We start from the raw sequence: 15,308 nt of genomic DNA, 5'->3' as shown, positions 1-15,308 counted from the left end.
AATATTTGAATAGTTTTGTGAATGTTCAGGTTTAAACAATTCAGTGTTGATCAAACAGGGTGTGCTATGAAGATCAATACCGATGGGGTGCTGCTTGGTGCAATAGCCACTGGTAATAACCCTAAAAACATCCTGGATATTGGTACCGGAACGGGTGTTATTGCATTGATGCTTGCCCAAAGGTTTACTGACGCAAAGATTGAAGCCGTTGAAATAGATTCATCAGCAGCCAAAACGGCTGAAGAAAATTTTAAGAACTCTGTTTTTCATGCTCAACTGGATGTTTTTTCAATGAATATCGGGGCTTTCTTTGATAATCGCCTTGAAAACAAATATGACCTAATCATATCCAATCCACCTTTTTATCTAAATTCGCTGGAATCGCCGAAGGCTAAAAAGTCATTGGCAAAACATACTGACCAGAACTTTTTTGAAGTATTAATGAAAGATATAGCCGAGCATTTATTGCAAAATGGCTTATGCTGGTTGATATTACCTGTTCAAACCGCAACGCTGATAGGGGAATTAGCAACGCAAAATGGTCTGCATCTGCATAAAACGATTGCCATCCGTTCATTTAAAAATTCAGAGCCACACCGGGAAATGGTATGTTTTGGATTTGAAAAAGTTTCAATAGAAACAGTTAATTTCATCGTATATGAAACTGCGGGAATTTATTCAGAGGAATATAAAAAGCTGTTGCAGCCATATTTTATAAATTTTTAACGACTATCTAAACTAAATGACCAAAATAGGCCTTATATCTGATACGCACAGCTACCTTGATGATGCGGTTTTTAAACATTTTGAAAACTGCGACGAGGTCTGGCACGCCGGTGATTTTGGTAATATTGAAGTAGCAGACAAGCTTGCTGCCTTTAAGCCATTCAGGGGCGTTTACGGCAATATAGATGGCGCTGACATACGAATAACCTACCCCGAAAACTTAAGATTTAAATGCGAAAACGTAGATGTTTGGATGACGCACATTGGCGGTTACCCGGATAGGTATAGCGCGCAGGTAAAGCCCGAAATTTATACCAATCCACCGCAGCTGTTTATCTGTGGACATTCACACATCTTGAAAGTTATTTATGATAAAAAGATCAGTTGCCTGCACTTGAACCCTGGCGCGGCAGGCAAGCAGGGATGGCAAAAAGTACGCACATTAATGAGGTTCGGTATAAATGAGGACAAAATTCAGGATTTGCAGATTATTGAATTGGCTGGTAAGTGAGTGGTTGATTGAGTTGATGAGGTAAGTGGTTATTAATGCATTCAAAACTTAATCAACCCAATCTAACTTAATCAACTACTCACAAAAGGTTTACCTTCGCATTTTCCATTTCAAAAACAGAATCAATCAGCAGGTTTTTTTGTTTACCTGCGGCTACAGCCAAAACATCGCAACGCTCATTTTCAGGATGGCCGTTATGACCGCGTACCCATACAAATTTAATTTTATGCAGTTTGCTGACATCAAGGTAACGCAGCCAAAGATCTTTATTTTTTTTACCGGCAAAGCCCTTAAGCAACCAGCCATTTACCCACTTTTTTTCGATGGAATCAATAACATATTTGGAGTCGGAGTAAATAGTAACGTCCTGGTTAGGCGTTTTTATAGCTTCAAGGCCTTTAATAACTGCCATCAACTCCATGCGGTTATTGGTGGTTTTACGGAAACCTTCAGAAAGTTCCTTATAATGCTTGCCCGAACGTAAAATTACACCATAACCACCCGGGCCCGGGTTTCCGCTTGATGCTCCGTCTGTAAATATTTCGATCATTTGTTGTTAGTCCATAGTCCATGGTCGATAGTCCATAGTTGGCTTCAAAAATAGAAAACATTAAGCTAAACTGTATTTTTTATATGAAAAAGGATTTACCATGGACTATGGTCTATCGACCATGGACCACTCACAAACTAACCCAATCGCTTCCTTTTCAGCCTCAAAGAATTCCCAATCACCACAACATCTGAGAAAGCCATAGTAAATGCGCCCAGCATCGGATTTAAGAAACCTAATGCAGCAATAGGTATGGCAATAATGTTATATGCAAATGCCCAAAAAAGGTTTTGTTTTATGGTAAGCAACGTATGTTTGCTGATCTGCAGGAATTTAACCACCGAATGAAGATCAGTATTTAGCAATATTACCCGCGCCGACTGAATAGCTACCTGGCTGGCATCATTCATTGAAACGCCCACATCAGCTTTGGTTAAGGCAGGGGCATCGTTAATGCCATCGCCTATCATTATAGTTTTGCCCTTTTGCTTGTAAATGTCAATAACGGTTAGCTTTTCATCAGGGAGTTTTTCTGAATGCACGTCATCTATCCCTATCAGCTTTGCAACTTTTAAACACCTGTTATTTTTATCGCCGCTTAGCAATACAGGTATGATGTTCATTTTTTTTAACTGTACAATAAGCATTGCGGCATCTGGCTTTATTTCATCGTCAATAGCTATTTGGGCCAATAGTTTTTGATTTTTGTAAAGTGATATATTAAATCCTTTTTCATCGGTTGCTTTACCCGAGCCTAAAAAGTAATGATTACCTTCTATATCTTCGGCACGCATACCCAATCCTTTTTCTTCCTTAACCGACTTTAATATCAGCTTGGTTTGCGGCAGTGTTTTTAGCTCATTCACCAATGATTTGGCAATCGGGTGATTTGACCGTTCCTCAATTGCCATAATAATGCCCCTTATCTGTTCAGCACTTATATCGCCCTCTGCTTTTATTTCATTAATTCGGAATTTACCGGTGGTTAAAGTCCCGGTTTTATCAAACACCACATATTTGGTATGGGCAACTGCTTCAATGGTATCACCGCCTTTTATCAGAATGCCGTTTTTGGCCGCCCTGCCCAGGCCTACCATCACAGCGGTAGGAGTGGCCAAACCCATTGCACAGGGGCACGAAATTACCAAAACAGCAATGGCATTCATTAAAGCAGTTTGCACGCCGGTTCCCCCGGCAAAATAGGTAAGTACAAAAGTTATCAATGCGATCAAAATAACAGCAGGAACAAATATTGAAGCCACTTTATCGCCTAGTTTTTGCACAGGCGGTTTGGCAGCCTGTGCTTTTTTCATCAGCTCGATGATTTGTGCCAATACTGTATTTGAACCTACTTTGGTAGCCAGCATTGTTATATTACCGTGCTGTATAATAGTACCCCCTATAACTGTATCATATTTTTCTTTTTCAACAGGAATACTTTCGCCGGTAAGCATGGCCTCATCAACCGAGGCATTGCCTGATAATACTTCACCATCAACCGGGACCTTGTCCCCGTGGTTCACCAAGAGTATATCACCCGGGCGAACTTCTTTGGCGCTTATAACTTCTACTTCGCCATTAAGTATCTTATTAGCACTTACCTGTTGAATTTTTATCAGATCCTTTACAGCGGAGGTTGTTTGAGTAACTGAGCGTTTTTCAAAGACATTGCCCAGCAATACAAGTGTAATAATGGTGGCACAGGTTTCGTAAAACTGGTATTGTTCACCCATGTTTTGAACGGTACCCACCAAGCTATATATAAAAGCGGCTGTCGATCCTGTAAATATCAGCACATCCATATTGGGTACCCCGCCTCTGATAGAATTAATAGCGCTCTTACCAAAATGCAGGCATCCTACCAAAAAAACAGGCAGGCATAATATTAGCTGAACAACGGGATTATGCAGAAAATGCCAGGGTAAAACCATGTGCAATAACAGGGGAGCGGTAAGTATGGCACAAAAGATGAATTTATTTTCTACCTTTTCGTAAAAAGGAGTAATCTGAGTTTCCGGGTCATCAACTACCTTAAAGCCCAGGCCTTCAATGTCCTTAATAATACCGGGCAGGGTAGTGGTATCGTTATTTGAAAACTTTACTTCTTCACTGGCAAAATCAACCAATATATTTTGTAATCCCTTTTTCTCTAAAAGTTTATGGATAGACAAGGCACAATTATTACAATGCATCCCCGTCACGTTAAGTTCAACCAATTGCTCTGTCATATTACAAAGCTACCCATTAATTAAAATCATTCTAAACTAAATGAGTAACCATATTGTAATTTTAAGTAGTTGTAGTGTTGTAGAGGTTATTGGTTGTACGGGTTAAAGTTGCCGTAAGGATTTAGAAAAATAAATGCGCCTTTTATAACGTCTACTACTATTACAGCCATTTCAACGTAATCTGATCGTTAAAAATACTACAACTTTTACAACCACTATGTGCCTTTCAACTTAAATCAAAAAAGACTTTGCAAATTAGCGTAAGATTCCTATTTTTGCACTCTCCAAAACGGTAGATGTAGCTCAGTTGGTTAGAGCATCGGTTTGTGGTACCGAGGGTCGTGGGTTCGAGCCCCATCATTTACCCAAAAGTAGCTGGCTACATTGTAGCCAGCTACTTTTTTATGTATAACCATGACGCTCAAAACGCTCCGTTGCCCACATCATCGTTTTTAATATTTTTACGGCTCTTTTTGATATCATTCTTCAACCTTCCAAATTTATAATTCAGGCTGAAGGTAGCATACCTGAAATATTTTTGATTTTCATCGACCTGGAAAAAATCCGGCGAGGTGGTGGTTACAACGTTGTTGCGGAATTTGGTGAAAGGGTTATTCACTGCACCAGAGACATAGAGTTTGTCTTTGACCAGTTCTTTATTGACACTCACTGAAGTGCTGAAATAAGCATTCGAAACGCCTTGTATGGAATGCGGCATACGGCTCTGGTAGTCTGCATTCACATTACCGCTCCAGCCGCCGTCAAATCTAAAGCTGTTGGATAGCGAAACGTGGCCCGCCAGGATGTGCATCCGGCTGGCGGCTATATTGCCGGTGCCGTTTACAAAAAACTGCAGCGCATTCCCGTTAATGCTGAGGTTATAAAACTTAACCGGTGAATAGTTCAGGTTGATATTAACACCCACGCCGCCGCCCTTCCCGTTGTTTTCATAAGTGGTTATAGTGACTTGTGTTGCGGGGTCGAACGAAATGACCGGCAGTTCCAGGTTATTAAAAAAAGTATAGTCAGCAGCAACAAACAGGGATATATTTTTACCTGCGGTAGTGCTGTAACCCAGTTGGAGGTCATTCATGATCACCGGCCGGAGATTAGGGTTGCCTGCGATGATAAAATTAGGATTAGAGCGATCAACAAAAGGATTAAGCCGGCCAATACCCGGTCGCAGGATACGTTGTGTATAGCCGAAATTCAGGCTGCGGTTACCGGCAAACGGACGGCTGATCGCAAGTGATGGCAATATATTAAAATACGTCTTGTCGAGAAAGGTTCCGGTGGAGATAAAATTGGCTTTTATGTACGTTTCTTCCGCACGGAGGCCAGCGCTGAAATTATACTTTTTAAGACTGAATCGGTACGAGTTATAGACCCCGAAAACATCCTGCGCATAATTGAAGGTATTACCCAATGCCGCATCGTTCTCAAACTGGTTGCTGGCGCTATCGAGCGACAGGTATTCAAAGTCGCTCCTGCTATTACGGAAAATGGCTTTTACCCCGGCTTCCATTATCACTTTATGGATAGGCTTTGTATAATCGACCTGAACAGTTTGTTCACGCGATTGTTCGTTATCGGGCTGCCGGTAATCCGGTGTGGGATAGCCGAAAGGGTTGCTGAAACTGATATCGGCAGCATTATGGCTGCTGGTCTGCGAATAGCGATAGGAAAACGTCAGCAGCGTGTTTTTATCCGACTTAAAACCCAACTGGTAATTCAATGCGGCATCAAAGCCGCTGCCGTTGGAATGGTTATGATTATCCAGGTCATAGCCTTGCAACAAGGTGCCGTCCGCCACTTTAAGGCGGGAGTTTTGATAGGTAAAACCATTTTTCTTATTGCCGCTGATGTTAAAATCAGCTGAAAGCAGGTGCAGCGAATCGATCTCATAACTCAGATCTGTGCCAAAGTAGCCATTTCTACCACTGCCGCTGTTATAGCCTGCCTGCTGTAACAGGGAAGGATTCCCGCCAAAAGCAGTGCGCCTGGTTTCGTAATTTGTCGCCGGGTTAGTGTATGCACTGCCGCCGCCAAACGCATTGATACCGAATTTGCCATTTTGCGCGGTGACCGAGCCGCCCGCACCGGGGCCACTATTCGGCAATCCTTCATTGAGATTAATATTCCCCTTGTAGCCCCCTGCTATTTTGCGGTTGGTGATGATATTGATGATACCTGCCAAACCTTCGGCATCATATTTGGAAGGCGGGGTCGTGATCACTTCTATTCTTAATATATTTGTAGCCGGCATGCTTTTTAATATTTCCTTCAGATTATTGGTGAACATGCCCGACTCTTTGCCGTTGATCAGCACTTTAAAGCTGGTATTGCCTTTCATCAGCACGTTATCATCCGCGTCAACAGAAAGAAAGGGTATCTTGTGGATCATGCCCAAAACACTGGTTACTTTGCTTTCGGGGTCGGCCTGCATATCGTAAATAATGCGGTCGGTCTTTTGCTGAACGATGGGCCGGTCGGCTGTTATCTGAACTTCCTTTAGGCTTTGGGTCAGGCGGGTTAATCCTAGCCTGCCTAAATTTATTTCTTTGGTATTTGCCAGGTCAATGTTCGCGATCTTTCGTTCATAACCAATTGAAATAATGACCAGGCGGTATGTCTGCGGCCTGATATTGTCCATACTAAAACTGCCATCTGCTTTGCTGACGGTAGTCATAGCCAGGCTGTCTTTTGCCGTTCTAAGGCTCAAAGTTGCAAAACGCACCGGCTCTTGTGAGATGCTGTCAGTAATATTTCCACTTATCCGGCCGCTTGTTATTTTGTTTTGAGCTGACGAATTTTGAGCAAAGCAAATTACGATAAAGAGAAAATAAATGAAATACCCGTAGTTATTTTTCATGATGATAAAGGTTTGAAAGGGCAATAATCTTCCCCTTAAGTAAAAAATACTTTTAATTTCTATAAAATGAATGATGATGCTGGCCGCGGAATTAAGGCTGTTGCTGTTTTTTTAACGCGAAGTAGTAAACCAGGAAACCGGCCGCAATGAACATGGCCTCGATGCCAAAGGGTAAGGATGACCCGTTATCATATTTGATAAAATCGATCACGACCAAACCCATCCCCGCCGAAAAGATGATGCAGCCCCATTTGAGCGCCTCGGTACCTGAACCGGACAGCTTTTTGACGAAGCCAAGCGCTTCATCGTTTAAGGGACCGGAATCGATAATGCGTTTTTTTAGGCGGTAGTTATACCAGGATATGATGACCCATGCGATGGTGACGGCCAGTCCGATCACCGCAAAGAAGGCTGAGTTTTGCTGATTCATATTGATTTCTTTTAAATGAAATTTACACAGTAGTCAACTCCGGAAGGGTTTAGGTTGCAATTTTTTTTAAATATTTACTGCAACCTTTTTTCATAACTGCTGACTAATGAGGTATGTTTAATGAAAGGGAGGCTGTCACCAAAATTTTAAATGGCGATATGGGCGCATTTGAGTCTTTGGTGAAACAATATGAACGCCTGGTTTATGTTGTGGTCAACCGACTGGTACGTGAGCCGGAGGATGTAGAGGATATTTGCCAGGAAGTTTTCATTAAGGTGTATAACAGCCTTTTCAGGTTTGGCTATCAGTCAAAGCTTTCCACCTGGATAGCCCGGATAGCCTATTTTACCGGTATTAATTATATAAAAAAGTATAAAAAGGAAGTATCGATCAATTACCCGGAGGATATGGAGAATTACCATTTTACCAACGATAACCCGGAGCTGCTGCTGACCAAAAAAGATGCGGCAAAATATATTGAACAGCTGGTTTTACAATTACCGGTCAAATACCGCACCGTAATAACACTTTTTCACCTCAATGAGTTCTCCCATGAGGAGATCGGCGAAATTACCGGAATGCCCGAAGGGACGATAAAAAATTATCTTTTCAGGGCGCGAAAATTATTAAAGCAAAAGATGGAAATATACCTTAAAAGCGAATTGTTATGAAGAAGATGAATGACGAAGAAATACAAAATTGGCTGGAAGAAAACGGACATAAAAGTGACGGCATGCCCCCGGTTGACACGAAAGCCTATCACGTCTTATTTGACCTGCTCAGTAGGGAGCCCGCTGAAGGCTTGCCTTTTGATTTTTCAGCCAGGGTTACACGCCAGGTGCAGGCCCAAAGCAGGCAGAACAGCGAACTGCGGTCGTATTTAATATCAATAGCGGTAGTTTCAGTTGTTATGGCATTGATCTATGGCCTGTTTTTCCTATTAAAGCCACAGTTAGGCAGCGGATTTTTAAACATAGCCACAGACTATAAATGGGTATTTTTTTTGGGTATATTCGGTTTTCTAACCATCCAATATCTCGACCAGGTACTGATAAAATCAACTATTTTTAAAAGGCCGGAGCTTTAACAGTAGCAGCATTTTTAAACTTAAAGCTCCCTGGAAGACTTGCTCCCAGGCCGTGCACCAACTAAGATAATAGATAAAATAAGCGTTGTATGGTTGAAGGTCGCGCGCTGGATTGCTACATTTTGCAACCTCTATATTGTTTAAAATGATTTTTCCATAAAATTCATCTTGGTTCGAATTTGCCCCATTACCGTCCTCAAATTCGAGCAATTTTTTTCAAGTCAGCTATAAAGTTATTTGAAAATAGACCCATGATCGACCCAGGCGCCTCTCATGTAAATGAGAGGCGTTTTTTGTTTGGAATGGAATTAATGCAGTGATAACGCCGACTAAAGTCTGAAAGCGGAGAAATCGGGTATCATGCAAGCGTCCACTGCCGCATTAAGTTCTTTAGTGCGGGGTAAGCAAGCTTTGGCGAAAGCATTTTTGGTCGTATATTGCAAGCGGTAATAAACGAAGTTGAACGATAAAAATTCTCTTGTTCAGAAATCTTGGGCCGGAACGAATAACCGTGGGCAACTCGTTGTTGAAACAACCTGAAAGCTGGGCTTACCGTATTTAAATCTGAACCGAACCGATGAAAGAACGCATCCATGCTATCGACATTATTCGCGGCCTGATCATGGTGATCATGACGCTGGACCATTCGCGCGACTTCCTGCATTACCCGGGGCCCTCGCCGGTGAACATGCATACCACAACAGTGATCCTTTTTTCCACCCGCTGGATCACGCATTACTGCGCACCAACGTTCGTCTTTCTCAGCGGAGTATCGGCATTCCTGGCAGGGCAGAGCAGAACAAAAAAAGAACTCAGCCGCGTCCTGCTCAAAAGAGGGGCGTGGCTCATTCTGTCGGACCTGCTGATCATCAGCTTACTGTTTAGCCTGGATCTGCAGTACCACATGCTTGTGCTGGAAGTTCTTTGGGTTATTGGCTTTGGGATGATTATCCTCGCGCTGCTGATCAATGCGCCGCGGGCGGTGATCGCTGCTATAGCATTACTCATTCTATTTGGGCATAATGCATTGGATTACGTGCGGCCTCCTGAAAATGAAATAACGGGTATCTTGTGCACTATTTTTCTGACCGCCAGGGGAGCGATCATACCGCTAAGCGCCCACCGGTCGATCGCCGAATTGTACGCGGTCATCCCCTGGACGGGTGCACTGCTGCTGGGCTACGTTTTTGGCAAACTGTATCAAACCGGGGCCGACGCTAGGAAAAGACAAAAAGTATTATTGGCTTGCGGTTTATCGTTCATCGGAGTGTTTATCCTATTGCGGATGGTCAACCATTATGGCGACCCGGCTCCCTGGTCGGTCCAGCGGAATGCGGCCCATACGTTACTGTCTTTTCTCAACACAACGAAACAAACGCCTTCACTGCTCTTTTTCTCTATGACACTAGGGCCGGTAATGGTCCTGCTGGCACTTGCAGAAAAGTTCAATAATCGGGTAACCGCTTTCTTTGAAGTCTATGGCAATGTACCCTACTTCTATTTTATCGGGCATTTATGCCTGCTTAGGGTTATGAATATTTTATTGATCGGAGTGAAGGGCCTTCCATTCAAATCAGATGGAAATCCGTTTGTGTGGCAGGCACAAGGCTTTGGTTTCCCTTTATGGGCCGTCTATCTTTTTTGGCTGTCTGTGGTGGCTGCATTTTATTTCCCTTGTAAATGGTATGGTAATTATAAACGTGCGCACCGCCGGTGGTGGCTCTCTTATTTGTAGTGGGCATCCGCCGGTAAGTCACGGTTTGATCTTTACACATTCCGTTTTTTTCTGCAAGTCTAAAGGATAACACCGACCATAGGCGAATAGACATCGCTGCTGTTTATTTGGTGGTGGCGGTGCCCATTTTGGCATATTCCACATCATTGGGCTCCCATAATTCGATCTTATTGCCCTCCGGGTCCATCAAGTGTACAAAATTACCATAGCTCGTCTTTTCCACGCTGTCAACCGGCAGGATATCCGCCGCTTTCATTTGGGCTAAAAGTTGAGTCAACCCTTCCACGCGATAATTGATCATAAATTGTTTTTCAGAGGGCTGAAAGTATTTGGTGGTTTCCTTAAACGGTGCCCATGCGGTAAACCCCTTTTTTGTACTGTCCATGCCCTGGTGCCATTCAAAAGTTGAACCGTATTCCCCCATGCGGATGCCCAGGTTCTTACTGTACCAGGCTTTCAGTGCCGCGGGGTCTTTGGCCTTAAAAAAAATACCACCGAGGCCCGTCACGCGCGGACCGCTATTAACAGTATTGGTTACACGGCTGAAACCATAGCCCAACAGGAAGGCCGCGCAAAGCAGGCCGATTAGCGCAAACTTTTTCATGATATGCATTTTAACCTAAAGATAGGAAATACGCAAGTTGATTTTGCAAACACCAGCGCAATTAAATATTTGATAAAATGAATTGAAAGGTAAAGGGGTGCAAATGGCAGAATCAAAATTCAATGGTAGCTTAGTTCTAAAATCCAGCAATTTGTTCCAAATCCAATATAAACCGGTTCGACATTTGTACCATTAGGACCCCTTATGGGGCGAGGTCTGAAAAACAGGTTTTTGCCCCGCTTTTTTTGCTTGTAACTCTTTGTTTTTCAGGTAGATTATCTCGGAACTTCGTTCGTGCAGGCGTGACGGCTTATCCTTTGAAAAGCCATTGCAATAATGTATTGTTTATACTCAGCCCAGGTTTGCAGAATTGCAATAAGACGACCGGAAGCTGCTTATTATTTATTGCTTTTCTTTCCTGTTTGAATAACCTTTTGAATTGTTCCGTCAGCATTAAAATATAGCTTATCCACACAAATAGAACGAAGATTTCCCTGTCCCGAAAGTACATCGTTGTGATAAAAAGCATACCATTGCCCCTTATATTCTACCACTGAACCGTGGCTTGTGTCACAGCCCGTTGCGTCTAGATAAACACCCCTATAAGTCCAGGGGCCTAAAGGGCTTTTACTCGTTGCATAATTCAGACGATTAGCACTTTTTCCATTCACTTTATTGTTATCGGCATAAGTGAGATAATATAATCCATCTTTTTTAAACACCCACGTAGCTTCATGAAAATCCTTTAACCCATCCATAAATACTAAAGGCTGAGCCAGTTCAGACATATTGTCTTTCAATTTGGCTCCGGCGCATCTGCTACCACCGCCATAATAAAAATAAGCTTGTCCGTCATCATCAACAAAAACACATGGGTCAATCATCGCATAATTGTCGTTACCTAATTCGAGGTATCCTTGCACAACAAAATCACCTGTTGGCTTTTTGCTTGTAGCAATTCCAACTTTCCATGTTTTATTCCATTCTGTTCCACTGGGATGAGGAAAATAAAAATAATAGGTACCATTTTTATAAACACAATCCGGAGCCCACATAAAGCCACCTTCCTTGCGGCCCCATGGTACCTGGCTGGCACGCAATATTTCACCGTGATCTTTCCAGTTCACCATGTTATCAGTTGAAAAAACATGGTACTGGTCCATCAAATCGCATCCACGCGGAGGATCCACATCATGTGAAGCATAAACATATAACCGGCCATCTTTCCATACTCTTGCAGAGGGATCTGCGGTATACATATGCCTGATAAACGGATTTTCCGCCAATTTAGAAATTGAAATTGATTTTTGTGACTTACAACCCGAAAATATAGTTGCAGCAGTAAATAAAACGACAGTGGTTTTCCTCAAAGTAGCGGTCTTGATCTCTTTGAAAAAAAAGTTTCGTATGTGCATAGTTTGTCTTAATAATTTGGTTTTTACAAAAGGGGATTAAGCAAATTTTATTCTTGTGGTATCGGTTGCAAATAACGCTTTGCGGGATAACAAAGCGTTAATAAAACATTAATACCGTTATTATCTTTGATATTTAGAACCAAATTCTTTCAGACCAGCTATGGAGTAAGCGTTTTTACTGTCGTGCATTTTACAGTATGCCTTTAATTCGAACTCCTACGCTTTTTTCTACTCTGTGTGCTATTGAATATCCTTTGAAGATGTGTTGTATAGGGAAATTTAAATTTATGAGAGTAATACCTGATTACAACTATTTTCAAACCGCAGGCATCTAATTCAAAGTATTCAGCGCCCGCGATAGGGGCAGTATGGTGCGGGTCAATTTGGATGCTGCTCCCGATCAATTGCTTACCGTTGTTTTGCGTGGGAAGGCAAAAGACAAGAGAATGCAGGAGCTTTCGATATCTGACTATGCAGATTGCCTGCACCGAATAGATGACGAAATTAATCCACTGAAAATTTTAATTGTTTGATAATCAAAAAATTATAATACCTTTAAGTCCCCGATTAAATTTATACTGACCCATTAATGAAAGCTACAGCTCCCGTTGGCCTGGTGCCGTATGGTATTGGCGTTAAAAGCCCGCAAGTTCAATCTCTGGTAGACAGACCGCCCGATAACAATGCGGCATCACAATCATGACGGTTTACATTGATCAAAGTATCGCTTGGTGTCCTTGCTGCAATAACGGCTGGGCAGTACCCATGCCCTGCGATCAAAGTCCGGTTACTATGATAAACCCGTCACGATTGCAGTCTGCAAAAACAATACAACTCCCCCTGAATTAATCTATTATTAGCCGAAGCTCTCCCTAACATTGATAAAAATGAATGATGCATTCATGGCCGAAATTCACCTTGATTTAATGAATATAACCGCAGACTGGTACGTCGGCAATGATATATCAAAATATTATCCGATCATGTGTAAACGCATAATGGAATTGAACGAATGGATAAATACTATACCTACTGAATCACGGGATGCAGAGCCATTTCATATTCTCGTTGAAGTTTGCTACCAATTTTATGTGTTTCGGGATCAGGCATGCTTGAAATGATTTTTTTGGCCAGCGTATTATGCAGCGACCTAAGCAGTAAAAGCCCCCTTGCACTCGCTGTCTGGGGTTTTAATCTACACCCTTATCACAATGCACACAGATATTTCTGCTCATTTAAAATTCCTCCCCTTATGAAAAGCCTCCCTGCTGTCAGGACCGGGCGCTGTCGTCTCGTCTGCGCGTGCCAGTGTCAGCAGTGGCAGGTTATCTTCGTTTGCTATGGTTAGCCCGCGCAGCAGGCTGTTCAGGTTAAAACAGCGCCTGGCGACTACGTGGATGACTTCGCCCTCGATCTGCAATTTTCCTTCCACCATGAAGAGGCGGGACTGGATGATTTCTTTACGGAATTTGTCAAACAGCTTTTCCCACACGACGATATTGGCTGCGCCGGTTTCGTCCTCCAGCGTCATAAACAGGATGCCTTTAGCCGTGCCGGGCCGTTGCCGGACGGTGATCAGGCCGGCCACTTTGACAGGGTCGCCGTCTTTTCGGTTTTTTAGATCAGCAATTTTTGTGTTGTGCAGCAGGTCCAGCTTTCCACGTACGAGTGTTACGGGGTGGTTTTTCAGGGATAAGCCAATAGAAGAATAATCCTGCACCACATGCTCACCATCGGTCATCAGCGGTAATTGCACCTGTACCTCTTTAACGCTTTCCGATTGTTGCCCCTCAAAAAGCGCTATGGGCCGGTCGCCTAAAGCCGATACCTCCCATAAAGCTTTGCGGCGGTCTGCGCCCAGGGAGCGGAAGGCATCTGCATCTGCCAGCTTTTCCAAAGCACCTTCGGGGACGCCTGCCCCCTGCAGCTGGTCAACATGGCTGTAAAATGAATGGCGGCCTGCTATTAATAAAGTCATATCTTCCTCGCGTAACCCTTTGACCTGCCGGAAACCCAATCGAACCGCATGATACGCGCCGTCCTTTTCTTCCAGCTTATTGTCCCAAAATGAATAGTTAACATCTACCGGCAGCACCTTGACCTGGTGATCCCGCGCATCCCGAACAATTTGCGCGGGCTGGTAAAAGCCCATCGGCTGGCTGTTGAGTAATGCTGCGCAGAATACATCGGGGTAATAATATTTCAGCCAGGAAGATATATAAACCAGCAATGCAAAGGAGGCGGCGTGGCTCTCCGGGAAACCATACCCTTCAAAGCCCTGCAGCTGCTTAAAAACCCGCCTGGAAAAGCCTTCCTCGTAGCCCTTGGCCACCATGCCGTCCACCAGCTTCTTTTCATAGAGGTATAATTTGCCGTTGGCTTTGAAAGTCGCCATACTGCGCCGCAACTCGTCTGCTTCTGCGGGTGTAAACCCTGCGGCAACAATGGCGATCTCCATGGCCTGCTCCTGGAATAAGGGTACCCCGAGCGTGCGGCCTAATATTTCTTCCAGTTCTTTTGAAGGGTATTCCACCGGTTCCTCTTTGTTACGGCGGCGCAGGTAGGGATGCACCATGTCGCCCTGTATCGGCCCCGGGCGTACAATGGCGACTTCGATCACGAGATCATAAAAGCAGGTGGGTTTGAGGCGCGGCAACATGGACATTTGTGCCCGGCTTTCGATCTGGAATACACCAATTGTATCGGCATGACAGATCATTTCGTAAACTTTTGGGTCATCCTGGGGAACGTTCGCCAGCGTTAATTTTTTACCGTAACACTGCTGCACCAAGTCAAACGCCTTGCGGATCATCGTCAGCATACCCAGGCCTAATATATCTACTTTCAGGATACCCAAAGCTTCCAGGTCATCCTTGTTCCATTCCAATTGTGTGCGGTTCTCCATCCGGGCATGAAGGACCGGGCAGAGGTCGGATAGCTTATTATCCGTGATCACAAAGCCACCGGTATGTTGCCCCAACTGCCGGGGGAAGCCCATCAGTAGCGTAGTCAGTTCCAATACTTTGTAGATCAACGGGTCACGTGGGTTCAGTCCTTGTTCCGTCAATCTTTTTTCGTCAAAGCCTTCCTCGCTAAAATCCCAAATTGTTGCACCAATGCGTTTAATGCTATCTTCGGATAAGCCCATTG

At 43.6% G+C, this 15,308-nt stretch carries 13 protein-coding genes and 1 tRNA gene; 7 read left to right on the top strand and 7 right to left on the bottom strand.

The window, feature by feature from the left end; all coding sequences use genetic code 11:
• The first annotated feature begins 21 nt into the window (after positions 1-21).
• Together JWQ54_RS01495 and JWQ54_RS01490 are read left to right on the top strand one after the other, a co-directional pair.
• Complete coding sequence (locus JWQ54_RS01495; protein ID WP_299579142.1) at positions 22-726, top strand: methyltransferase; 705 nt, start codon at positions 22-24, stop codon at positions 724-726.
• 16 nt (positions 727-742) lie between these two features.
• Complete coding sequence (locus JWQ54_RS01490; protein WP_299579140.1) at positions 743-1,237, top strand: metallophosphoesterase family protein; 495 nt, start codon at positions 743-745, stop codon at positions 1,235-1,237.
• A gap of 79 nt (positions 1,238-1,316) precedes the next feature.
• On the opposite strand, the gene rnhA is transcribed toward JWQ54_RS01490, so the two are convergent.
• Positions 1,317-1,787 carry a ribonuclease HI gene (rnhA, locus tag JWQ54_RS01485; protein ID WP_299579138.1) on the bottom strand — a complete coding sequence of 157 codons (471 nt, stop codon included), beginning with the start codon at positions 1,785-1,787 and terminating at the stop codon, positions 1,317-1,319.
• 137 nt (positions 1,788-1,924) lie between these two features.
• A complete protein-coding gene (locus tag JWQ54_RS01480; protein WP_299579137.1) occupies positions 1,925-4,015 on the bottom strand; it encodes a cation-translocating P-type ATPase in 2,091 nt (696 codons plus the stop codon).
• A 292-nt stretch (positions 4,016-4,307) separates the two neighbouring features.
• On the opposite strand from JWQ54_RS01480, the gene JWQ54_RS01475 reads away from it, so the two are divergent.
• Positions 4,308-4,381, top strand: a tRNA-His gene (locus JWQ54_RS01475).
• Positions 4,382-4,436: 55 nt separating this feature from the next.
• Here JWQ54_RS01475 and JWQ54_RS01470 read toward each other — a convergent pair.
• Together JWQ54_RS01470 and JWQ54_RS01465 are read right to left on the bottom strand one after the other, a co-directional pair.
• Entirely contained in the window at positions 4,437-6,887 is a 2,451-nt protein-coding gene (locus tag JWQ54_RS01470) for an outer membrane beta-barrel protein (RefSeq protein ID WP_299579136.1), read from the bottom strand.
• Between the two features lie 91 nt (positions 6,888-6,978).
• Complete coding sequence (locus JWQ54_RS01465) at positions 6,979-7,317, bottom strand: hypothetical protein (protein ID WP_299579135.1); 339 nt, start codon at positions 7,315-7,317, stop codon at positions 6,979-6,981.
• A 113-nt stretch (positions 7,318-7,430) separates the two neighbouring features.
• Here JWQ54_RS01465 and JWQ54_RS01460 point away from each other — a divergent pair, with 113 nt between their 5' ends.
• From JWQ54_RS01460 to JWQ54_RS01450, 3 genes are all read left to right on the top strand, one after another.
• Positions 7,431-7,988: a sigma-70 family RNA polymerase sigma factor gene (locus JWQ54_RS01460; protein WP_299579134.1), complete on the top strand. Its 558-nt coding sequence runs from the start codon at positions 7,431-7,433 to the stop codon at positions 7,986-7,988.
• The gene (locus JWQ54_RS01455) at positions 7,985-8,404 is read left to right on the top strand and encodes a hypothetical protein (protein ID WP_299579133.1); all 420 of its coding nucleotides are present in this window, start codon (positions 7,985-7,987) and stop codon (positions 8,402-8,404) included. Before JWQ54_RS01460 ends, JWQ54_RS01455 begins: the two co-directional genes overlap by 4 nt.
• Before the next feature lie 577 nt (positions 8,405-8,981).
• Complete coding sequence (locus tag JWQ54_RS01450) at positions 8,982-10,139, top strand: heparan-alpha-glucosaminide N-acetyltransferase domain-containing protein (RefSeq protein ID WP_299579132.1); 1,158 nt, start codon at positions 8,982-8,984, stop codon at positions 10,137-10,139.
• Positions 10,140-10,242: 103 nt separating this feature from the next.
• On the opposite strand, the gene JWQ54_RS01445 is transcribed toward JWQ54_RS01450, so the two are convergent.
• Both JWQ54_RS01445 and JWQ54_RS01440 read right to left on the bottom strand, forming a co-directional pair.
• Complete coding sequence (locus JWQ54_RS01445) at positions 10,243-10,743, bottom strand: VOC family protein (protein ID WP_299579131.1); 501 nt, start codon at positions 10,741-10,743, stop codon at positions 10,243-10,245.
• Between the two features lie 398 nt (positions 10,744-11,141).
• Positions 11,142-12,158, bottom strand: a complete 1,017-nt coding sequence (locus JWQ54_RS01440; protein WP_299579130.1) for a family 43 glycosylhydrolase — start codon at positions 12,156-12,158, stop codon at positions 11,142-11,144.
• A gap of 887 nt (positions 12,159-13,045) precedes the next feature.
• Here JWQ54_RS01440 and JWQ54_RS01435 point away from each other — a divergent pair.
• Positions 13,046-13,279, top strand: a complete 234-nt coding sequence (locus JWQ54_RS01435) for a hypothetical protein (RefSeq protein ID WP_299579129.1) — start codon at positions 13,046-13,048, stop codon at positions 13,277-13,279.
• Between the two features lie 110 nt (positions 13,280-13,389).
• Here the strand turns inward: JWQ54_RS01435 and JWQ54_RS01430 are convergent.
• A partial coding sequence (locus JWQ54_RS01430) for an OB-fold nucleic acid binding domain-containing protein (protein WP_299579128.1) occupies positions 13,390-15,308 on the bottom strand: 1,919 nt, incomplete at its 5' end.

The sequence above is a fragment of the Mucilaginibacter sp. genome (assembly GCF_028288225.1).
Taxonomy (GTDB): Bacteria; Bacteroidota; Bacteroidia; order Sphingobacteriales; family Sphingobacteriaceae; genus Mucilaginibacter.
Note: the sequence above shows the minus strand (reverse complement) of the source record. Positions and strands in the feature narration are given on the sequence as shown.